The organism is Segnochrobactrum spirostomi (genome assembly GCF_009600605.1).
Lineage (GTDB): Bacteria > Pseudomonadota > Alphaproteobacteria > Rhizobiales > Segnochrobactraceae > Segnochrobactrum > Segnochrobactrum spirostomi.
Window position 1 is genome coordinate 167,774 of sequence record NZ_VWNA01000002.1, and the last position, 20,429, is coordinate 188,202.

The window sequence follows — 20,429 nt, forward strand, 5'->3', positions numbered from 1 at the left end:
CGGCGATCGATCCGCTCAGGCCTCTTCCATCACCTGATCGCGCAGATAGCGCCGGACGCGGGCGTAGCCGACCACGTTGCCGTCCCGGTCGAGGGTGATGCGGTAGGCCGCGAGCAGGTCGGTCGACGCCGGGATGCGCTTCAGCTCGAGCAGGTTGACGATGATCTCCCAGCCGTCCTCGGTGGCGTTGACCTCCGACACGCTGTCGGCGGTGAAGCCGGTCAGTTCGTGCAATTCGTTCTTGACCTTGCGGATCAGTTCCAGGGTCGACGGCATGGCTCGCCTCGTTTGTTGTCCGCCGTCAGGCGGGGATCGGGGGCGGCCGGCGCCGACGGTGTCGTCGGTGTCGGTCGGGTTCACGGCGCCGCGCGCTCGCGCCGCGCCGGGATTTGTGCCGCGGCTCGGCCGCGCGCCGGCCTCGCGGCCGGCGGCCTTCGCGTTATTGGCCGCTGCGCATGCGCTCGCGGGCGATTTTCAGCCGCCCGAGCAGAATTTCTTCTTCCGCCTCGTAGTCCGCTTCGCTGATCTCACCGGTTTCGAGCCGCTGTTCGAGGTCGGCGAGGCCCGCGCGGATGACGTTCTCGTCGTAGAGGGTGCGCTCGGCCTGGTCGGCGATGACCTTGGCGAGCCACAGAAGCCCCTTCAGCGGACCCGTTGCGGGCGCGAATGCGACGTCGGTGATGAGCCCCATATTCGCCTCCTACCAATGGATCTTGAGCGACACGAAATTGTAGGGCGGGACAGGGCCGACATATTTGAAGGTCAGCCTGTTGCCCCATTCCGCATCCATGGCGCGGACGCACGCGTCGAGTTCCGGCTCGCGGTCGGCCTCGACGAGGAAGGCGCCGTTGAAGACCATGCGCTCGCCGATCGGCTTCGAAAGCTTGGCCGAGTGGACGAAGGGGCGGACCCGGTCCATCACCCGCTGCTCGTCCTCGACGCGCTTGCGTTCGAGGGCTTGGCCGATCTGCTCGCCGAGCCGCATCCGCTCGAAATGCGATTTCTCCGGCGACTTGCCGATGAGCGCGTCGCGGGCGCGGCGGATCGCCGGGTTCTCGTCGAGCACTTCCTCGAAGATGACGTCTTCGCGCCAGGATACCTTGAGGCCGAGTTCGACCCGGCCGCGCATCATCCCGAGTTGGAGCATCAGTTCGTCGCGGCGCTCGATCAGCACCTTGTTGGTGATGGCTTCGATGTCCGCGGCGACGGATCCGAAGCAGACCGGCAACACGGTGCATCCCGCCATGACCTCTTCGAGGACCTTGGTGTGCGCCATCATGTTGCGGCGGTTGCTGTCATATTCGATGCGCGGCGTGTCGCTCACCACGGCCGCGAGCGGTCCGACCGAGAGTGTGTGCACGAGGTCGCCGCGACCGCCGATGCCGGCGGCCTCGAATTTCGTCGGCGCCGGTGCGCCGATGATGGCGTAGAGATATTTGCCCTCGGGTTCGTCCTGGGCGGCGCCTTGCGCAGCCGTCATCGCGTGCGAAGCGGTCATCGATCGTCTCCCTCGGTGCGCGGGCCGGACACCAGCCGGAGCGTGAGCGGTGCGCCCGCGTCGGACAGGTGCGTCGACAGCGTGGCAAGAATGTCGGCGCACCAGCTCTCGACGGCCGCCGCCCCCCAGTTGCCGTCGAGCGCGACATAGGTGGCTTGAACCGTGCGGTAGAGCGGCAGCAGCGGCGCCGCCATGCCGGACAGGACGCGTCCAACCAGGCGGGCGTCGAGCTCGCCGAACAGGGTGCGGTGGCCGGTCGTCGCGAACGGCGCCACCTCGAGGGCGAACGGCAGGCCGATCTGCGCGTCGGCCAGGAGAAGGAGCGTCCCGGCATTCTGCGGCGGCAGGTTCCCCGCCGCGACGGCGGCGCGAACCCGGCGCTCGAGTTCGCCGCGCTGCGAGAGGTTCGCCGCCGCGCGGTCGAGGGTGATGCGGTCGACGTGGGCGAGCTCGTCCGCGAAGCCGTTGGCGATGCAGAAGGCGTTCGCGAGGAGCTCGGACACCGCCCCGACCGAGAGGGTCTTGCCGAGCTGCACCGCGAGTGGCCGCAACGCCTCGGGCCCGTCGGCCTCGACGCCGAGGATGCGCGCGGCGGCCGTCGCCCGCGCCTCGGAAAGCGGATGGGCGTGCTCGTGGGCGAGCAGACCCTCGGTCGCGACGGCGTCGTCCCAGTAGCCTTCCGCCACCATCATCTGCCGATTGACGAAGATGAAGCACTCGACCGGGTGACGCGGATCGTAGACGTTGACCATCGGGCGCTGGGGCAGGCGGAGCGCGGCCTCGTCCATCACTCCGCCCCGCTCACGCAGATGGCCGGCGAGCGGGGCGAGGTCGTCGAGGACGAACAGCGTGACCGTCTCGTGCGGCCACAATCCCCGATCGACCAGCTTGCGCACCACATTGCGCTCGGCACGCACCGCAGCCGAGATATCGACGGCGCAGTTCGTGACGACGCGGACCTTGACCGCGCCGACTTCGAAGGTGCTTGCTCCCGTCTCGACCTGCGTCATGGTCAGATCTTCCGCAGCTTGACCTGGAGGATGCCGTTGCGGTGGCTGTGTTCGAGCGACGCGGCGTCCACGACCCCGGGGAGTTCGATGCGCTTGGCGTAGCGGTGGCGCCCCTTGGTTTCGAGCAGCAGCGCGCCGTCCTCGATCGTCAGCGCGATCTCTTCTTCCGAGACGCCGGGGAGTTCGGCGGTCACGACGAGGCCGTCCTCTTCGTCGTAGAGGTCGACGAGGGGTTCTCGGACATCGTCGACCACGGGGCCGCGCGGCGTCGGGCTGATGTTGCCGAACCGGCGCACCTGCGGCACCCGTCCGAGTCCGGTCTTGACGCTGAAGCCGTAGACGCCGCGGGCTTGGTCCCCGAGACCCTTCACCTTGAACTCGCCGCTCTTGTCGACTTGCTCCGCCTGCTCGACGAGGGAGCCGAGCATCTCGACGAGGCCGCCCAATCCGCGGAACATCGCACCGATATCGGCCATGGCTTCGGCCTTGCCGGGCTCCGCCGTGCCGGACGGCTTGCCGTCCTTCTTGTCGTCTGGGCCGGTCATGGACGCCTCCTGTTGGTCGTGCCGCGGGGGGACTCGACTCTCGTCGGACCTTGGGTCTTGCCGGACCATGCGTCTCGGCGGCTTGGTTCCCGAGAGACTTGATTCTCGAGAGACTTGGATCTCGGGCGCTCTGGTCCCACCAACCGAAGCGCCCGATCTCCTGCTCACGTCGCCCGGCCGAGGGCCGGGCGGCGTTCAATATTCGATCAGCGCCGGGGCTGCGCTCGGCCGCCGATGGGCGACACGGCTGCTCACGTTGGTGCGCTGGGCACTGGTCGTCTTGGTCGCCGCCGCCGGCGTGCCGAGCAGCATCGCCTTGATGGTGTCGAGTTCGGCATCGACCGCGGCGAGCATGCGCTCCGCCTCGAGCCGGCGTGCGTTCCAGGCATCGAGCTCGCGCTGGATGCGCATCCGCTCGTTCTCGAGCCGGGCATAGCGGCTCACCGCCTGGGTGCGGTTCGCGGGCTTCGCGTTGACGAGGCGGGTCTGGAGCGTGGCGAGCGTGCGCAGGCCGCGCTTACCCTGGGTCTTCTGCTCGGTGGTCACGACCGATCCCCCTCGTTGCGGGCCTTCGGAGACCGCCGGGCGCGGGTCGGCGCGGCCGGGCAATGGGTCGCGATGAGGGCGAGCAGCACCTCGCGGCGCTGGTGGCGTTCCTCGCCTTCGATCCGAGCGCCGGTGAAGATCCGCGCTTCGAGCACGTCGAGGCAGAGCTGTATGAAGTGGGGGTCGTCTGCCGCGACGCGGTAGCCTTCCTGGGCCGAGACCCGGGCGATCATCAGGCTCGTGCGCAGTGTCGGGGTCTGCTGATAGTCGCCGGAGGCGCGGAAGCTGCGGACGAGATCGATGATCCGGGCGGCGGCCGCCTGCGACAGGCCTGTGCGCGCCATGGTGACGGCGAGCTCCATGGCACGGTCGGGATAACCGACGTCGATGGTCGCGAGCCGGTCCGCGAGGGCATCCTGGCTCGAGTGGACGCCGGCATATTCCTGCGGGTTGCTTGTGAAGATCGCGCGGAAGTCCGGGTGAACGCGGATATAGGATTCTTCCTTGGACTGCGCCGGCAAGAAGAGAATGCGCTCTTCGAGCACGCTCAGAAGAACATTGTGCGTCTCGGGCCGCGAGCGCGTGAATTCGTCATAGACGAGGGTGTACCCCTCGCGGCAGGCGGTGGTCAGGCGATGGTCGGTCCAGCGCTGGTTCGCCGTCTCTTCGAACTTCGTCACGTTGTGGATGAACTGATCGACGACTTTTCGATAATGATAGCCGCGCTGCGAGCCGACGAGGTCGGCCGTGCCGAGCTCGTTGTCGCCCGTCACCACGATCACGGGACGGCCGAGCTGGGCGGCGACATGGAGCGCAAGCGTCGTCTTGCCGGTGCCGGCGGGGCCGCGGAAATGCAGGGAATAGCCGGCCTTGAGGAAGCCGAGGCCGCGGCGGGTCAGCTCACGGACCTGCTCCGTCTCGACGAAATCCGCTCGCGGCTTCGGCACCAGGGTCGTGGAACCGCGCCGTTCGTCGAGCGTCCAGCGCACCAGCGGCGCTTCTTCGTCTTCCGCGAGGTCCGCGGCACGCCGAGCATCGGCGGAGAGGAGAGACATGTCGGCTCCACATTCGTTTGCCGGCGTGAGCGGCGCGGCCCGCGGCCGCCCGGTCGACCGATGGAGGGGGCGCCCGCGGCGCGACGGCGCCTCCGCGGGCTCTCTTGCGTTGGGGCCGAGGCGCCTGTTCGAGCGCCTCGGCCGCGGTGCGAAGCTCAGAACGAGCTCGGGATGAAGTCGGTCTGCGGCTTCACGTCCTCGACCTTCGGCTCGTCGGTCTTGGCGCTCTTCGAAGCCTTCGTCTCCTTCACGGGCTCCGGCTTCACCACGTCGACGGGCTGGGCGTCCTGGACGATCGGCGCGGCTTCCACCTTCTCCACGGCAGCCTTGGGCGCCGGCTTGGCGGTCGCGTCGGACTTGGTCTTTCCAGCGCTCTTCGCGGCGGCCGGCTTGGCATTGCGCTCGAACCACAGCACGGAGGCGGCCACCCGATCCTCGGACAGAGCGTCGAGGAAGGCGGCATGGCTGGCGCGCAGCGCGCCGACATCCTTGCGCAGCGTTGCCACCGCCTGGCCGCGGTCACGCTGATCGCCGAGCGCCTTCTGGCGACGGGTGGCGAAGGTGCCGCCGAGCCAATCCGCGGTGTTCGCCCGCAGGGCCTCGGCACCTGCTGCGAGGTCCGCGACGATCTGCTCGGCACGCTGCTGGCGCGCCTTCCGATAGCCGTCGATCTGCTGGGCGGCGGCGCCGAGGGTGATGGCCGCCGCGAGCTTGGTGGTGCGCACCGACTCGGCAAGGGCCTTCTTCTGGGCCGCTGCGGTGCGGTGCTGAGACGCCCTTGCGTCCTTCAGAAAGCGCGTCGTCTCCTGGCGGATCGCGCCCAGGGAATGCGCACGCGCTTCCCGCCCGGCGGCGATGGCGTTGATGGTGTCGGTGATCTGCCCGGCGAGAGACATGATGTGATCTCCTATGCCCACGAGGTCTGAGCCCGCGACGAGGTCTGTGCCCAGAGGTCCGGGCCCACGAGTTCCGCTCGCCGCATCCGCGGCCCGAGCGTCGCGCGGCCACATGATCCGTGGCCGGCATCCGAAGCCGTCCGGCGGCGGTGAGACCGTCGCCTGACCGGGAAACGTTTCCGGCCGGCCGCCCGGTCCGGCCAGCCCGATGAAAGGCTGGCCGGGGCGGGCAAGCTCCGATCCGATGGTGCGACGCGAGAGCCGAACGCACCGGATGGGAGCCGGCCGACGCCGAATGCACCCGCCGGTCTAAAAGAACCGGCCGATGAATCGTCAGGCCGCCTGAGCGCCCGCCGTGAGGCCGACGGCCTCGGCGTACTTCAGGTAGGTATCGACGCCGGCGACGACGACGCGGGCTTCGATCGCGAGCAGCTCGATGCCGACGAGCGACACGCGAACCCAAGCATCCACAACCACGCCCTTGTCGAGGATACGGTCCACGACTTCAGCGAGGCTGCTCGAAGCGTTGATCTTTTCAACGGCCATTGGAATCTCCACCAAAAGATGTTCGGGAAAGCCTGGATGCTCGCGGCGGAGCGGCCAAGCACGACTACAATGTCCGAAGCCGAAGCGTTTCGATAGGCGTACAGAACCCGCCTTTTGCTAGGGATGGCCTAGTCTGAACCTTCCGTGCGGAGATACAACGGAGGGATGTCCCCAGGACGGCACGGGGAATCCCTGATGGTAGGGGGAATTCCCCCAGCCCCCGAGGCGCAGCCCTCAGAAATCTTGCGCGTTGTTATTCGAGTGTTTTGTTTGTATTCAGCGACTTCGAAATCGCCTATGGACAAAGCCGATCGCTCAGATTAGTGGTCTATGCAAACTAAATAAGATGGCAAGCCTCAGCCTGAGAGGATTCTTATAATATCGCTAAGCTTCTCTGCGCATGCATCGGTGAACCGTGATATACAAGAGAGCTGTCAATCTTAGAGGTTATGGGAGCTGCGAACCAGCATATGATTCCGTGCGGTTGCGGATACTTTCGCGTGCAGGGGCGCTGCGTCAGCACGTTGCGCTCATCTTCAAGAATCAATTTAGTTCAAAATATCGTCATAAGTGTGATTTGATTGCGGCGTTGATTTCGGAATCATACAATAATTTTCCAGACGGTATATTAATCGTAAGAACTAATACAGTACATTCAGTAAATGGTTCTTTTAGGAATATTTTTGGTATAGAATCTGGCGATATAGTTGGAATGAGAGTTTCAAATGCACTCGCTCGGTTGAATTTGACGCCGTCAGATATATCGAAAATTGCATCAGATCAGCCTCAGCTTGGCGACGGCCACGAGTTGACAAGGTCGCTCCCGGATGGTGGCGCACAATACCTTGCAACGCGGCGGTTCCCGATCCTCCAGGACGACGCCAAAGCCGTCCCGATCCTCTACGCGCTGACCTTTACCGACGAGACGCCGCTGCGCGAGGCGCAGCGTTCGAGCGAGGAATTGGTCGAGAAGCTCTTGCGTGCCGACCGGCAGGCGGCGCTCGGTGAGATGGCTATGGCACTTGCACATGAGTTGAGTCAGCCGCTCGGCGCCATCGTCAATTTCGCCGGCGCAGCGCGCAGGACGCTGCTCGGCCGCGCGATCCGTGCCGGCGACCTCGAGGACGTCCTCCTGAACATCGGGGCGGAGGCGGCGCGGGCGGGCGAGGTGATCAAAAGCCTACGCCAATTCCTGCGCGGCGCGCCGCAACCCTCCGCGAACGCCAATGTGGAGGGCGCCATCAAGGCGGTGCTCGGCTTCGCCGAGCCGGCCATGCGCGAGCAGGCCGTACAGATCCAGGTCGACGTCGCCACCAATCTGCCGCCGATTCAGGGTGATCAAATCATCCTACAACAGATCATTCTCAACCTCGTGACCAATGCGATCCAAGCGATGGACGACGCGCCGCGTGACCGGCGCCGTCTCGCTATCAGCGCGGTCCTCGAGCAGGCGGCGAAGGTGAGGATCGATGTGCGCGATTCCGGCATCGGCCTGCCGACGGAACTCGGGGAGCGCATCTTCGAGCCCTTCATAACCACAAAGGAGCACGGATCGGGCCTCGGGCTTTCGATCGCTCGCACCTTGGTGCAGCGGCTCGGCGGTTCGATCGAGGCCGTGCCGGAGCCCGAGATCGGGACGCGCTTCACGATCCGCGTCCCTGTCAGGCAGCAGAGGGACCACTATCATGCGTGAGCCGACCGTCTACGTCGTTGACGACGATCCGGGGCTCAATGCCTCGCTCGCTGCGCTGTTCCGTTCGGTGGGGTTGAAGACCGAGGTGTTCCAGCATCCTCAGGCTTTCCTCGATCTCCCCCAGATCAGCCGGCCGGCCTGCATTCTTCTCGACGTCCGGCTTCCGGGCATCAACGGTCTCGACGTGCTCGAACAGATCGGTCAGCTCGGCTGGACCGCGCCGGTGATCATGATCAGCGGCCATGCGGACGTGGTGATGGCGGTGCGGGCGCTGCAGACCGGCGCGCGCGACTTCCTCGAGAAGCCGGTCAACGACACCATCATGCTGCAACTGGTGCAGCACTGGATCCGCTGGGATGCGAACAACTATGTTTGCGAGGTCATCTGCGATGGCATCCGCGGCAAGCTCGAGATGCTGACGGAGCGGGAGCGCTCGGTGCTCGACTGCATGCTCCGGGGGCTACCCAACAAGGCGGCCGCGCGGGAGCTCAACCTCAGCGTCAAGGCCGTCGAGGGACACCGCATCAACGTGCTGCACAAAATGGGCGTGCAGTCTCCGGTCGAGCTTGCCCGCGTCGTCGGCGTCTGCCCCAAGGCCACGCATAATCCCATGAATTGTGGGCGGTCCGTTCATTCTGGATCCGATGGCCCTGCCGTTTGCAATTTCCCGAACCGTAGATGCGGCCCAATGCCGGCTGGTCCGCCAGCTTTGCGCGTCGTCGCCAGACGTTAGCCCAGGCGGTGGAGCCGCCTGCGATCCCGTCGCGCCGAGCGGAAGTCCCCCGTGTCGGCGGCGTTCAAGCCGCCTGATTGCCGAGATCGAGTTGCCGCAGGAAGGCGATGTAGCCCTGCATCTCCTCGACCGCGTCGTGATGTGAGCCGACGAGGTCCGACAGGCCGCCGAGGGAGCGCTCGATGGTGCCGGACTGGGCGAAGATTTCCTCGACGTTCTCGAGGATCGCCTTGTAGCGCTCGCTGTCGCGGGCGAATTGCAGCTTGGTCGCCTCGATGATGGTGCCGAGGTGGCGGAGCGATTCCTCGATGGTGCCGACGGCGGTCTGAGTCTGGGTCAGGGTCGTCTTGGTGTCCGTGGCGAGCTTTTTCACCTCGCTGGCGACGACGCCGAAACCGCGCCCAGCCTCGCCGGCCCGCGCCGCCTCGATCGTCGCGTTGAGGGCGAGCAGGTTGGTCTGCCCGGTGATGGAGTCGATGACGCCGAGCACCTCGCGCAGGGCGACGAGGGAGTGGCTCAGGCCGTCGAACCGATCGGCGAGCTCCGCGGCACGCGAGGCGTCGCTCGGGTCGTCGCCGTTCGTGCGGCCGACCATCGCGTTGCGGATACCATCGATGATGTGGCCGACGCCGACCACCTCGGACAACGCGTGCTCGATCTTTCCGGTGACGCTCAGGTGCTCCGAGATTCGGTCGATGATGCCCGAGCGTAGCCGGTTCAGGATCTCGACCCGCCTCAGCCGCCGCCCGGTGAAATAGTTGACGAACCTGGCATAGTGGACCGGCATGTTGTCGATGAATTCGTCTTCGTACTCGCCTTCCACGTTGGTGAAGAAGAAGATGGCCGACAGCGTCTGATTGATATTGATGCCGAAAAGTTCGCCGAAGGTCGAGAAGCCTGCGATGGGGATCGCGGGAAGTCCGTTGACCTTGTCGAGGGCCTTGGCGTTGCCGAGGCGCCGAAGGATGCAATCGTTCATCAGGATGGCCGCGGGCGCCGGTTTTCCAGTGAGGTACCGGGCCACGTCGCGCTTCGTCTGCTCCACGAAATCGGTGGCCTCGAGCATCACCAACTCGTCGCCCGACCCGACGTCGCAATAGAACGAAACGACTTCCCGCTCCACATCGATACCGGAGATCGAGCGGACGAAGATCTCGCCGTTGATTTCGATGCCGAACGTCTTGCCGCTCAGCGCGGACATCAGGTTCTTCGGTTCGACCTTCAGGGCGGCGGAGAGGGCACGGACAAAGGACACGACGCCGTTCGCGCGGCCATCCATGACGGCGCTGACCGTGCGCCGGTCGATATCGGCGTCGACCACCACGAAGGTCGGGCCGATCCGCTTGAAATTGTGGCTCTTCATCACGCCGTAGCGCTGGCCCGGAGCCATCCGGATGAAGGTCACCACCGCGTGGTTCTCGAGCACGCGGGTGCCGTCGAACAGATATGTGTTCTTGAAGTCGAGCTTGCCGCCCGCCGAGCCGCCCACGAACAGGCAGGGAAAGTGCCCGTTCTCGTAGACCGCTTCCATGAAATAGCTCTCGGAATTCGAGAGGCCGTCGATGAAGGTCAGGGCGAAGGCGCGGCGCGCGTCGAGCGGGAAGGAGGGGACCGCCGCATCGAGGGACTTGGCGATCTTGTGGATGCGGGCGTCACGGTCGAGGGTGGGGCGGCCGGCATGGAGGTCTTCACTGTGGAGCGGAACCGAGAACACCTCCACCCGATCGAACAGATCGGGTGAGAACACCTGCAGGACCACCGTCCGCCAGGTGCCGTTCGCCTCGCAATAGAGCTTGTCGGTCCCGTTCGCGCAGAGCTCGCCCGCCGTGGAGGCCGCGATCACGGGGGAGGGGGCGGCGAGGCGCTTGAGCTTGGCGACGACGGCCTCGAAATCGACGTGCGGCGAGACGAAGGCGACGACGAGGGCGGCGGGCGCGCCCGCGAAGGCAAAATCCCCTGCTGTAAGGTCGCGCAGGCCGTCGTCCGTCAGGATCGACTTCACCGGCGGCACCGTCTCCCGCGCCGGCTGGGCGGCGATCGTCGGCGCAGCCGGCGCGACATGGGCCGGCTTCGAGGTCGCCTTGGCCGCCGTCTGGCCCGAGCCTTGGAATCCGAACATTGAGCGCTCCGATCAGTCACGTCTTCGCGCAGGACGGCCGGTTTCCCGCCGTTGCGATCGGGGTCGAAGGCCCGGATGGCGTTCGAGACCCGGCGAACCGCTTGAGAGGTCCACGCCTCTGCGAGAGACCTCCGAGGCGCTCCGAACGCGCGCTTGAGGTTTGTTTCACCTGTCTCGGAGCACAGCACGCGGGGCTTGTTCCAGGCTGGTCGACTGCGCACGACTCGACTTTAGGCGAATAATGGAACGTATTCGTCGCGATAGATGTCCTGAGAAGGCATTCATCCGAGAGGCGGAATCTTCACATTATTATATCTGGATTTGGCCGTGAAATCCCAACGACGCACGCGATCGGCACGGAGGAGGGCTCGACGGGAGATTTTGCCCGTTCTGATGCGGCTGCCGGTGGAGAGAAGACGTGAGCCGAGCGACCGCCGAGCCGCCGCCTCCGAAAGCGGTTGTCCATTTTCGACATCATCACCGGCGGGCGGACGGAAGCCCGTCTCTATGCTTCGGCTCGACCTGAAACAGGTGGAGCCCCCCGCATGAAAAATCTCAATGTCGCGCTGGCCGGCTATGGCTGGTGGGGTCGCAAGATGGCGACGCTGATCACCGGGCGAGCGACCCGCCTGCGGATCGCGGTCGTCGTGGAGCCGGGGGACGAGGCCCGCCGCGCGGCGGAAGAGGCGGGGCACGCGGCGGTCGCCGATCTCGCCGAGGCCCTGGCGCGGCCCGACGTGGATGCCGTCATCCTTGCCACGCCCCACGTCTTTCATGCCGAACAGATCCGCCTTGCCGCCGCAGCCGGTAAGCATATTTTCTGCGAAAAGCCGCTCGCGCTCACGGAAGTGGACGCCGTCGCGGCCGTGCGGCTCTGCGCGGAGCGCGGCCTCGTTCTCGGCATCGGCCACGAGCGCCGCTTTGAGCCGCCGATGGCGGCTTTGCTCGAAGCCTGCCGCGCCGGCGATCTCGGCCGCATCGTGCAGATCGAGGCGAACTTCAGCCACGACAAGTTCGTCCATCTCGCGGCCGGCAACTGGCGGCTCGATCCCGCCCATGCGCCGCTCGCCGGCATGACCGCGACGGGTATCCACCTGACCGATCTCGCGATCGCGATCCTCGGCCGACCGGTCTCCGTATCGGCCTATTGCGACCGCCTCGTCTCGACGATCCCCCAGGGCGACACCCTCGGCGCGCTCGTCACCTTCGAGGGCGGCGGCAACGCCTACATTTCGGCGTCGCTCGGCGTGCCGTTCGTCTCGCGCTTCGCCGTTTACGGCTCGAAGGGGTGGCGGGAAATTCGCGACAAGTCGCACGTCGAAAATCCGACCGGCTGGCTGGTGCTGGCGAGCGATGCGGCGACCGGGCTGACCAATATCGAGGAGGCGCCTGCGGCGGAAGCCGTGCTCGACAATCTCGAGGCCTTCGCGCGGGCGGCGCTGGGCGAGGCGGCCTATCCCATCGCGACGGCCGACATGGTGGCGAACACCGCGCTCCTGGAGAAGATGGGGGCGGCGGTCGCGTCCGGCGGCGCGGTTCGATTCTGACGCCGGCCGATTCAGCGATATCCAAAATGGATAAGCGTGGTCTGGAACCGCTTCGCGCCTTGGGCGAGGGTCAAAATCGAGGCGGAGAGGACCAGGGGCAGCGAGACGACCTTCGGCGAGCGACATCAGGAGCGCTCGTTTCACGGTTCGCGCCGGGTCACGCAGACCTCGACAGATAAGAAAAGCGGCCGCAACGAGCGGTTGAGGGAGGAAACATGAGAGCTCATGGAAGCCGCGCGCGTCGCGGCGGATCGCTGCTGGCCGTCGCCGCCTTCTGTGCCCTCGCGAGCGCTGCCGCTCTGGCGGACGAAGCGAAGGTCGACCTCGCCAAGGACAAGGTCGGCACCCCGTCCGAAATGCAGCCGATGTCGAAGTTCTGCGGCACCAAGGACATCAAGGTCGCGCTCGCCGACGGCTACGGCTCGAACTCCTGGCGCAAGATCACCCGCGCCGAATTCGAGTCGGAAGCCAAGAAGTGCCCGACCATCAAGGAGATCCGCTACACGGATGCGCAAGGCAACGTGCAGAAGGCGATTTCCGACATCCAGGGGCTCGTCGCGCAGAAGTTCGACGTGATCCTCGTCTTTCCGGACGGCGGCGAGGCCGTCATCCGCGCCATGCGCAAGGCGACTTCCGCCGGCGCCGTGGTCATCCCCTACATGGTGGGTGCCCATTTCCCCGGAGAGCGCGGCAAAGACTACGAGATGGTGGTGACCGAGAGCGTCGAGGCGAACGGCCGCGTCAAGGCGCAGTGGATCGCTGACCATCTGAACGGCAAGGGCAACGTCATCGTGCTCGGCGGCACGCCGGGCAATCCGACCTCGGCGGCCGAAGCCGTGGGTTGGAAGGAAGTGTTCGCCAAATATCCGGGCATCAAGGTCCTCGAAGGTCCGGTGACGACCAACTGGGACCCGGCCGAGACCCAGCGCGTGATGTCCGGCCTGCTCGCCAAATACGACAAGATCGACGCCGTCTATTCGGATTACGGCCTCGGCTCGATGGGCGCGCTGCGCGCCTTCGTCGCCGCTGGCCGGCCCATTCCGCTCTGGGCCGCGCAGGATGCGAACGAGCTCGGCTGCTTCTGGCAGGAGCACAAGGCGCAGAATCCGAACTTCCAGATGGGCAACGTCTCGGGCCGCAACTGGATCGTCCGCCTCGCCTTGCGTAAGGGCGTCGCGGCGGCCGAGGGCATCCCGAACGACGAGCCCTCGATCATCGAACTGCCGCTCGTCGAAGACACCTTCTCGTCGGACCCGAAGCTGCAGCCGGCGTGCGACAAGTCGCTGCCGCCGGACGCGCTGCTCTCCTCGGGGCTGAGCACCGACGAGCTCAAGGCGCTGCTGAAATAAGCGACGAGGCGAGGGCGGTCCCGTCCGGGTCGCCCTTTCCGGCGCCGGTATCCGGCGCGGTGGTGAAGCGGGGTACGACATGAGCGTAGCGGGCGGACAGGCGGCCCCCTCGGCGAGGGCCACGGCGGGCCAGGTGTTACGGCGCTGGATCGGGGCCGGTGACGGCCTCGCCGTGATCGCCGTGATCCTGCTCGCAGCGGCCTCCGCGTGGCTCGCCCCGAGCTCGCTGTCGCCGGCGGCGCTCTATGCGATGTTCCCGTTCGCGGCGATCCTCGGCGTTGCGGCAATCGGTCAGCAACTCGTGGTCCAGCAGCGCGGGCTCGATCTCTCCGCCGGCGGCGCGATCTCCCTCGTCTGCGTGCTGGCGACCTATGCCCTGCCAGAGACGGCGTCGCTGCCGGAGGTCCTCGGCCGCTGCCTGATGGCCGGCGGCGTCGCCGCGATCGTCGGGCTCGTCAACGGCGTCTTCATCGTCCGCTTCCGCATCGCCCCTCTCGTCACCACCATCGGCATGAATGCGGTCTTGATGGGATTTGTACTGTGGCTGTCGAACGGCATTCCGGGCAATGCGCCGGATCTGCTCGGTGGCTTCTCGCTCGGGCGCACGGTCGGTCTGCCCAACACCGTCGTGGTCGCCGCGATCATCACCGTCGTCGCCATGATCGCCCTGGGGCGCACGATCGTCGGGCGGCGCTTCGTCCTGTCGGGAACCAACCCGCTCGCCGCCCGCGCCGCGGGCATCCGCATCGCCCGCTATGAGATCGGCGCCTATGTCGTCGCCGGGATCTGCTACGCGGTTGCCGGCATCCTGCTCGCCGGGCTACTCAAGGTGCCCAATCTCAATGTCGGGCAGACCTATCTTCTCGCCACCGTCGCCGCGGTCGTGATCGGCGGCAATTCCCTGCTCGGCGGGCGCGCGAGCCCGCTCGCGACGGTCATCGGGGCGGTCTTCATGACGCAGCTCGGCCAGATGCTGATCGCGGCGGGCCTCGAGCGGTCGGCCCAATATCTGCTCCAGGGCGCCATCGTCATCGTCGGCGCGAGCGTCCACACCATCGTGCCGCGCTGGATCGGGCGATGAACATGATCAACGCCGCCGCCGCGACCACGACCGCGCTTCGGCCGCTGATGCGGCTCGAATCCGTGACCAAGCGCTACGGCGCCGTCGTGGCCTTGAACGACGTCACCGTCGATCTCGAGCCCGGTCTGATCCACGCGATCGTGGGCGAGAACGGCGCCGGCAAGTCGACCCTCATCAATGTCGCGTCCGGCGTGGTCGTGCCCAACGAGGGCCGGATCGTGTTCGACGGCGAGGTGGTGCACGATGCCTCGCCCGCCACCATGCGCCGGCGCGGCGTCGCCGTGGTCCACCAGCATCCGGCGATCGCCCCCGATCTCACGGTGCGCGAGAACATCGCCCTCGGCCTCGACGGCGCCCTGCCGTCGCGCGCCGGCGTCGCGGCGGCTTTGGCCGAGATCGCCGAGAACGGCATGGGCATCCACCCCGACGATCGCCTCTCCGATCTGACGATCGCCCAATGGCACGTCGTCGAGATCGCCAAGGCGATGCTGTTGAAGCCGCGCCTCCTAATCCTCGACGAGCCGACCGAGCCGTTCAGCCGCAGCGAGGTCGAGCGGCTGTTCGGGCTGTTGCGCGAGCGGGCCCGCCAGGGCGTCGCGATCGTCTACATCTCGCATCGCCTGCGCGAGGTTCTCCAGATCGCCGATCTGGTGACGGTGATCCGCGACGGTCGCCATATCGCGACGATGCCGCGGGTCGCCGTCGACGAGGCCGACATCGTCGCCAAGATCGCCGGCCGCACCATGGACCGGCTCTTCCCCGAGAAGACGCCGACGCCCGGCCCCGTCCGCCTGTCCAGCCGGTCGCTCGGCGGCGACGGCTTCGCCGACGTCTCGATCGACCTCAAGGCGGGCATGATCGTAGGTCTCGCCGGCATCGAGGGGCAGGGGCAGCGGTCCTTCCTGCGCGCTCTCGCCGGCCTCGAAGCGGTGAAGACGGGGACCGTGACGTGCGACGGCAAGCCGGTCCCTCCCGGCGACCGCGCCGCTGCACTCGCCGGCGGCATCGGCTTCATCACCGACGACCGGCACACCGAGGGCCTGTTCAAGACGCTCTCCATCACCGAGAACCTCACCGTTCCGGTGCTCGGCGAGGTCGCGCGCGGCGCCTTCCTGTCGGGGCGGGTCGAGACCGCCTTGGCCTCGCGCATGGTCGAGCGCTTCGCGGTCAAGATGCCGGGGCTCTTCGCAACCCCGTCGCAGCTCTCCGGGGGCAATCAGCAGAAGCTGCTGCTGACCCGCGAAATCGCCGCCAAGCCCAAGGTTCTCCTCATCGACGAGCCGACCAAGGGCGTCGATGTCGGCGCGCGGTTCGAGATCTACAAGGCGCTGCGGGCCCTCGCCGCGGACGGTACGGCGATCCTGGTTCTCTGCGCCGACGCTTTGGAATTGCAGGGCCTCTGCGACGTCGTCCACGTGTTCTCCGCCGGCCGCGTCGCCGCCACCCTCGAAGGCGCCGCGGCGACCGAGACCAACATCGCGGCCGCCATGGTCGGCGGTGGCGACGGCAAGGTGGAGGAGACCCAGGCGGCCCGCTCCACGGCAGCGAAGCGCTTCCTCAAGGGCGATCTCGCGCCCATCCTACCCGTCGGCGCGGTGACGCTCGCCATCATGGCCGCGGCCGCGATCGCCAATCCGTACTACCTGACCGAGTTCAACCTGATGACGATGGCGGGCCTGCTCGCCATCCTCGCCTTCGTCGCCCTCGGGCAGGCCTGCGTGTTCTCGGTCGGCGGGCTCGATCTGTCGCCCGGCCCGCTCGCCGGCCTGATGGTCGTGCTCGCCTCCTTCGTGCTCTCCGACAGCACGTCGTCGCTCGCCGGCGGGATCGCGATCTGCCTCGCCGTCGCCGCGGCGATCGGGCTGTTCCACGTTCTCGTCATCCGCCTGATCGGGCTGCCGCCGATCGTCGTCACGCTCGCGACCTATGTCGCGATCGGCGGCTTCTCGCTGCTGCTGCGGCCGGAGCCGGCCGGAACCATCAACGGCGATTTCATGGACGCCATCGCGGCGCCCGTCCTGTTCATGCCGCTCGGGCTCCTCATCGCGCTCGTGGCCACGATCGGGCTCGCCGGGGCGATCCGCTTCACGAAATTCGGCCGGCGTATGCGCGCGTGGGGCTCGGACCCGGCCGCGGCGCGGCGGCTCGGCGTCTCCGGCGCGGCGGTGACCTATGCCGCCTACATCGTCGGCGCGCTGTGCTCCGGCATCGCCGGCCTCCTGCTCGCCGCGCAGATCGGCACCGGATCGGCGACGACCGGCACGGAATATACCTTGATGGGGATCACGGCCTTCGTCATCAGCGGTGCCAAGATCTCCGGCGGGCGGCTGTCGCTGCTGTCGGTCCTGGTCGCAGCCTTGTTGGTGCAGGTGACGCTCAACGTCACGACCTTCCTCAACATCGACACCGCTTGGCAACAATGGCTCGCCGGCATCGCGGTCATCGCGGGCGCGGCAGTGTTCAGTCAATTGCGCGGCAAAAGCCGCGCGCACGGATAAGCTTTAGGGAGCAATTCATGTCCACGACGCTGATCAAGAACGCCACGATCATCAGCATGGACCCCAAGGTCGGCGAGCTCCGCAAGGGCGACATCCTGATCAAGGACGACAAATTCGCCGACATCGGGCCGTCCGTTTCGGCGACCGCGGACGAGACGATCGACGCGACGGGGATGATCGCCGTTCCCGGCTTCGTCGACACCCACCGCCATACCTGGCAATCGCTGTTGCGCTCGACCGGCGCCGACTGGACGCTCGCGCAATATTTCGCCGGCGTGCGCGGGGTGATGGGCGATCTCTACACGCCCGACGACATGTATGTCGCGAACCTGCTCGGATCGCTCGAGGCGCTCGATGCCGGCATCACCACCCTTTACGACTGGTCGCACAACAACAACACGCCGGACCATTCCGATGCTGCCGTGAAGGGCCTCAAGGACGCCGGCCTTCGGGCGGTGTTCGGCTACGGCAATTCGAACCAGGAATGGTTCCCGGTCAGCGACAAGCGGACCAACTTCGACGACGTCGCCCGCGTCCGCAAAACCCATTTCGCCTCCGACGACGGCCTCGTCACGATGTCCTTCGCGGCGCGCGGGCCGCAATTCGCCACCCTCGACGTCACCGAGGAGGATTTCCGCAAGGCGCGCGAGCTCGGCCTCAAGATCACCGTCCATGTCGGCGACGGCCTGTGGGGCATGAGCAAGCCGCTGGTGCAGCTCAACGAGCGCGGCCTTCTCGCCGACGACACCACCTACGTCCACTGCACGACGCTGCATGACGAGGACTTCCGCCTGATGGCGGATACCGGCGGCAAGGCCTCGATCTCGCCGGAACTCGAGCTCCACATGGGCCACGGCTTCCCGGCGACGCTGAAGCTGATGGAGGTCGGCATCCGGCCGTCGATTTCGATCGACATCGTCACCACCGTTGCCGGCGACATGTTCAGCGCCATGCGGGCGCTGCTCGCCGGCACCCGATCGGTCGTCAACGACCTCGCGCTCAAGGAGAAGCGGGGCGTCGATCCCCTCCCGCTGATGACGCGCGACGTGCTCGAGTTCGCGACGCTGAGGGGTGCCGAAGCCTCGGGCGTCGGCGACAAGACCGGCTCGCTCACCGTCGGCAAGCAGGCCGATCTCGTCCTGATCGACACCAACCGGCTCAACATGTTCCCGATCAACCACGCGCCGGGCGCGGTGGTCGAGGCGGCCCATGTCGGCAACATCGATTCCGTGTTCGTCGCGGGCCAGGCGCGCAAGCGCCACGGCAAGCTGATCGGGGTCGATCTCGCAGACCTGCGCCGCAAGGTGGACACCGCCCGCGACGGGCTGTTCGAGCGGGCCGGCGTGCCGACCGACGGCTCCTGGCTGCCGCGTCCCTACGAGGCGCACGAAGAGTCGGAATTCTGAGGGACGCGCCGTGCTCGCCTTCGAGAAGCCAGACGATCGGACAGACCACGGCCGCACGGCGCCGGCCGATCCGCCGCGCGTGCCGATCACCATCGTCACCGGCTATCTCGGAAGCGGCAAGACCACCCTCATCTCGGCGCTGTTGCAGGCGCCGGAGATGGCGGGCACGGCCGTGATCGTCAACGAGCTCGCCGATGTCGGGATCGACCAGTCGGTCATCGCCGATGCGGGCGCGTCCGGCGTCGTCCTGCTCTCGAACGGCTGTCTGTGCTGCGCGCGCGGCACCGATCTCGCCAATGCGGTCCGCCAGCTCCTTGCGTTCGGCCCGGCCGGCGGGCGGCCGATCGAACGGGTGCTGATCGAAACGAGCGGCGCGGCGGACCCGGGCCCGCTCGTCAGGCAGGTCTGCTTCGACCCGCATCTGCGCAGCCGGCTACGCTATGGCGGCGTCTTGTGCCTGTTCGACGCGGCGTTCGGGCCGGACCATCTCGACCGCGATCCGGTCGGCTACCGGCAGCTCGCGCTCGCCGACATGGTGCTCGTCACCAAAACGGACCTCGTCGACCCCGAGGCGACGGCGGCCGTGATCGCGCGGCTGCGCGCGCTCAATGCCGTTCCGCTCGTCACGACCGAGCCGTCGGATGCCGGCGATTTCCTGAGCGGACGGAGCCGCGAGGCCGGCCGCGCCGGCAGCCCGACGTGGCTCGGCACCGGCGCCGAGGCGGCCGAGGTCACGCATGCGGCGGAGATCGGCTCGTGGTCGATCCGGGCGAGCGCGCCGATCGATTGGCCGATCGCCGAGCAGGCGATGCGCACCCTGTTCGACCGCCACGGCGACCACATCCTGAGGACGAAGGGCATCATCCACACCCGGGACGATGCTCGCCCGCTGGTCATCCACGGCATCGGCCGGCACTTCCACCGGCCGCTGCGCCTGCGCGGCTGGGACGGCGCCGCCGGTGAGGGCGGCGAGGGCAGGGCGCCCGCGACGCGGCTCGTGGTGATCGGGTTCCCGCCGTCGCAGCAGGCGGCGGAAGAGATCGCCGCCGTGCTCGGCGGCGTGGCGACCAAAGATGCGCCGCTCGCGCGGTTCTAAAGACAAGAAATCGGTGGGAGGAAGACATGGCGAAGATTCTGGAGGGCAAGATCGCCCTCGTCACCGGTGGCGCCCGCGGCGTCGGCTGTGAGGTGGTCCGGCGGCTCGCCCGCGAGGGCGCCGATGTCGCGTTCCTGTACGGCACGTCTGAAGCCGCGGCGCGCGAGACGGAGAAGGAAGCGGGGGCGCTCGGCGTCCGCGCCAAGGGCTATCACGCCAACCTGGAAAATCCCGAGACGCTGCCCGACGTGGCGAAGGCGGTGCTCGCCGATTTCGGCCGGATCGACATCCTGGTCAACTGCGCCGGGATCTTCACCGTCGGCATGATCGGCGACATCGCGTTCCCCGATTATGAGCGCGCGATGAACGTCAATCTCGACTCGGTCTATTATCTGACGAGCGAAGTCTCGAAGACGATGCAGCCGGGCAGCCGCATCATCAACATCTCGAGCACGCTCGCGGAGCGGGCCGGCGGCGCGGCGATCGCCGTCTACAACGCGACCAAGGCCGGGGTGAGCAGCCTCGCGCGGAGCTGGGCCCACGATCTCGGCGCCCGCGGCATCCTCGTCAACGCGATCCAGCCCGGCCACATCAACACCGACATGAACCCGGACACGACCGACTATCATCACGAGATGGTCAAGCGCATCCCGCTCGCCCGCTATGCCGAGCCCGCGGAGATTGCCGGCGTCGTCGCGTTCCTGGCCGGACCGGACGCCGCCTACATCACCGGCGCGACGATCAATGTCGACGGCGGGCTGAACGGCTGAGCGCCGGATATCCAGAATGAGAATCTTTCCCAGCGTTTGAC

At 67.1% G+C, this 20,429-nt stretch carries 19 protein-coding genes; 9 read left to right on the forward strand and 10 right to left on the reverse strand.

Annotated elements, in window-relative coordinates; translation table 11 throughout:
- Positions 1-15: 15 nt before the first annotated feature.
- The 9 genes from F0357_RS19335 to gvpA all read right to left on the reverse strand — a co-directional run bounded on the left by F0357_RS19335 (position 16) and on the right by gvpA (position 6,096).
- A complete protein-coding gene (locus F0357_RS19335; protein WP_376767842.1) occupies positions 16-360 on the reverse strand; it encodes a gas vesicle protein GvpO in 345 nt (114 codons plus the stop codon).
- A gap of 79 nt (positions 361-439) precedes the next feature.
- Entirely contained in the window at positions 440-691 is a 252-nt protein-coding gene (locus F0357_RS19340; RefSeq protein WP_153487988.1) for a gas vesicle protein GvpG, read from the reverse strand.
- 9 nt (positions 692-700) lie between these two features.
- Positions 701-1,498: a GvpL/GvpF family gas vesicle protein gene (locus F0357_RS19345; protein WP_153487992.1), complete on the reverse strand. Its 798-nt coding sequence runs from the start codon at positions 1,496-1,498 to the stop codon at positions 701-703.
- The gene (locus F0357_RS19350; RefSeq protein WP_153487996.1) at positions 1,495-2,508 is read right to left on the reverse strand and encodes a hypothetical protein; all 1,014 of its coding nucleotides are present in this window, start codon (positions 2,506-2,508) and stop codon (positions 1,495-1,497) included. The genes F0357_RS19345 and F0357_RS19350 overlap by 4 nt, the downstream gene beginning before the upstream one ends.
- Before the next feature lie 2 nt (positions 2,509-2,510).
- Positions 2,511-3,053 (reverse strand): Hsp20/alpha crystallin family protein, encoded by a 543-nt coding sequence (locus tag F0357_RS19355; RefSeq protein ID WP_208948482.1) that lies wholly within the window; start codon positions 3,051-3,053, stop codon positions 2,511-2,513.
- Positions 3,054-3,248: 195 nt separating this feature from the next.
- Positions 3,249-3,599, reverse strand: coding sequence for a hypothetical protein (locus F0357_RS19360; RefSeq protein WP_312861738.1), 351 nt, complete (start codon positions 3,597-3,599; stop codon positions 3,249-3,251).
- Complete coding sequence (gvpN, locus tag F0357_RS19365; RefSeq protein WP_153488008.1) at positions 3,596-4,654, reverse strand: gas vesicle protein GvpN; 1,059 nt, start codon at positions 4,652-4,654, stop codon at positions 3,596-3,598. Before gvpN ends, F0357_RS19360 begins: the two co-directional genes overlap by 4 nt.
- A gap of 155 nt (positions 4,655-4,809) precedes the next feature.
- Positions 4,810-5,550: a hypothetical protein gene (locus tag F0357_RS19370; RefSeq protein ID WP_153488013.1), complete on the reverse strand. Its 741-nt coding sequence runs from the start codon at positions 5,548-5,550 to the stop codon at positions 4,810-4,812.
- A gap of 333 nt (positions 5,551-5,883) precedes the next feature.
- Positions 5,884-6,096, reverse strand: coding sequence for a gas vesicle structural protein GvpA (gvpA, locus tag F0357_RS19375; protein ID WP_153488019.1), 213 nt, complete (start codon positions 6,094-6,096; stop codon positions 5,884-5,886).
- A gap of 739 nt (positions 6,097-6,835) precedes the next feature.
- On the opposite strand from gvpA, the gene F0357_RS19380 reads away from it, so the two are divergent.
- Positions 6,836-7,789 (forward strand): sensor histidine kinase, encoded by a 954-nt coding sequence (locus F0357_RS19380; RefSeq protein ID WP_246161774.1) that lies wholly within the window; start codon positions 6,836-6,838, stop codon positions 7,787-7,789.
- Positions 7,782-8,522 (forward strand): response regulator transcription factor, encoded by a 741-nt coding sequence (locus F0357_RS19385; RefSeq protein ID WP_153488024.1) that lies wholly within the window; start codon positions 7,782-7,784, stop codon positions 8,520-8,522. The genes F0357_RS19380 and F0357_RS19385 overlap by 8 nt, the downstream gene beginning before the upstream one ends.
- 64 nt (positions 8,523-8,586) lie before the next feature.
- On the opposite strand, the gene F0357_RS19390 is transcribed toward F0357_RS19385, so the two are convergent.
- Positions 8,587-10,641 carry an FIST N-terminal domain-containing protein gene (locus F0357_RS19390; protein WP_153488028.1) on the reverse strand — a complete coding sequence of 685 codons (2,055 nt, stop codon included), beginning with the start codon at positions 10,639-10,641 and terminating at the stop codon, positions 8,587-8,589.
- Positions 10,642-11,186: 545 nt separating this feature from the next.
- Between F0357_RS19390 and F0357_RS19395 the strand changes: the two genes are divergently transcribed.
- The 7 genes from F0357_RS19395 (at position 11,187) to F0357_RS19425 (ending at position 20,388) form a co-directional block, all read left to right on the forward strand.
- Positions 11,187-12,188, forward strand: coding sequence for a Gfo/Idh/MocA family protein (locus F0357_RS19395; RefSeq protein ID WP_153488031.1), 1,002 nt, complete (start codon positions 11,187-11,189; stop codon positions 12,186-12,188).
- Positions 12,189-12,403: 215 nt separating this feature from the next.
- The gene (locus tag F0357_RS19400) at positions 12,404-13,537 is read left to right on the forward strand and encodes an ABC transporter substrate-binding protein (RefSeq protein ID WP_153488035.1); all 1,134 of its coding nucleotides are present in this window, start codon (positions 12,404-12,406) and stop codon (positions 13,535-13,537) included.
- Positions 13,538-13,616: 79 nt separating this feature from the next.
- Positions 13,617-14,618 carry an ABC transporter permease gene (locus tag F0357_RS19405; protein WP_153488039.1) on the forward strand — a complete coding sequence of 334 codons (1,002 nt, stop codon included), beginning with the start codon at positions 13,617-13,619 and terminating at the stop codon, positions 14,616-14,618.
- Positions 14,615-17,116 carry an ATP-binding cassette domain-containing protein gene (locus F0357_RS19410; RefSeq protein WP_153488049.1) on the forward strand — a complete coding sequence of 834 codons (2,502 nt, stop codon included), beginning with the start codon at positions 14,615-14,617 and terminating at the stop codon, positions 17,114-17,116. Before F0357_RS19405 ends, F0357_RS19410 begins: the two co-directional genes overlap by 4 nt.
- 17 nt (positions 17,117-17,133) lie before the next feature.
- Entirely contained in the window at positions 17,134-18,522 is a 1,389-nt protein-coding gene (locus F0357_RS19415; RefSeq protein WP_153488052.1) for an amidohydrolase family protein, read from the forward strand.
- 10 nt (positions 18,523-18,532) lie between these two features.
- Positions 18,533-19,618 carry a CobW family GTP-binding protein gene (locus F0357_RS25325; protein ID WP_153488056.1) on the forward strand — a complete coding sequence of 362 codons (1,086 nt, stop codon included), beginning with the start codon at positions 18,533-18,535 and terminating at the stop codon, positions 19,616-19,618.
- A 26-nt stretch (positions 19,619-19,644) separates the two neighbouring features.
- Complete coding sequence (locus F0357_RS19425) at positions 19,645-20,388, forward strand: SDR family NAD(P)-dependent oxidoreductase (RefSeq protein ID WP_153488060.1); 744 nt, start codon at positions 19,645-19,647, stop codon at positions 20,386-20,388.
- Positions 20,389-20,429 lie beyond the last annotated feature (41 nt).

Excerpts from the sequence above, each read along its gene's own strand:
- F0357_RS19340 (WP_153487988.1), bottom strand. The coding sequence starts at position 691 with ATGGGGCTCATCACCGACGTCGCATTCGCGCCCGCAACGGGTCCGCTG.
- F0357_RS19345 (WP_153487992.1), bottom strand. The coding sequence starts at position 1,498 with ATGACCGCTTCGCACGCGATGACGGCTGCGCAAGGCGCCGCCCAGGAC.
- F0357_RS19350 (WP_153487996.1), bottom strand. The coding sequence starts at position 2,508 with ATGACGCAGGTCGAGACGGGAGCAAGCACCTTCGAAGTCGGCGCGGTC.
- F0357_RS19355 (WP_208948482.1), bottom strand. The coding sequence starts at position 3,053 with ATGACCGGCCCAGACGACAAGAAGGACGGCAAGCCGTCCGGCACGGCG.
- gvpN (WP_153488008.1), bottom strand. The coding sequence starts at position 4,654 with ATGTCTCTCCTCTCCGCCGATGCTCGGCGTGCCGCGGACCTCGCGGAA.
- F0357_RS19370 (WP_153488013.1), bottom strand. The coding sequence starts at position 5,550 with ATGTCTCTCGCCGGGCAGATCACCGACACCATCAACGCCATCGCCGCC.
- gvpA (WP_153488019.1), bottom strand. The coding sequence starts at position 6,096 with ATGGCCGTTGAAAAGATCAACGCTTCGAGCAGCCTCGCTGAAGTCGTG.
- F0357_RS19385 (WP_153488024.1), top strand. The coding sequence starts at position 7,782 with ATGCGTGAGCCGACCGTCTACGTCGTTGACGACGATCCGGGGCTCAAT.
- F0357_RS19390 (WP_153488028.1), bottom strand. The coding sequence starts at position 10,641 with ATGTTCGGATTCCAAGGCTCGGGCCAGACGGCGGCCAAGGCGACCTCG.
- F0357_RS19395 (WP_153488031.1), top strand. The coding sequence starts at position 11,187 with ATGAAAAATCTCAATGTCGCGCTGGCCGGCTATGGCTGGTGGGGTCGC.
- F0357_RS19400 (WP_153488035.1), top strand. The coding sequence starts at position 12,404 with ATGAGAGCTCATGGAAGCCGCGCGCGTCGCGGCGGATCGCTGCTGGCC.
- F0357_RS19405 (WP_153488039.1), top strand. The coding sequence starts at position 13,617 with ATGAGCGTAGCGGGCGGACAGGCGGCCCCCTCGGCGAGGGCCACGGCG.
- F0357_RS19410 (WP_153488049.1), top strand. The coding sequence starts at position 14,615 with ATGAACATGATCAACGCCGCCGCCGCGACCACGACCGCGCTTCGGCCG.
- F0357_RS19415 (WP_153488052.1), top strand. The coding sequence starts at position 17,134 with ATGTCCACGACGCTGATCAAGAACGCCACGATCATCAGCATGGACCCC.
- F0357_RS19425 (WP_153488060.1), top strand. The coding sequence starts at position 19,645 with ATGGCGAAGATTCTGGAGGGCAAGATCGCCCTCGTCACCGGTGGCGCC.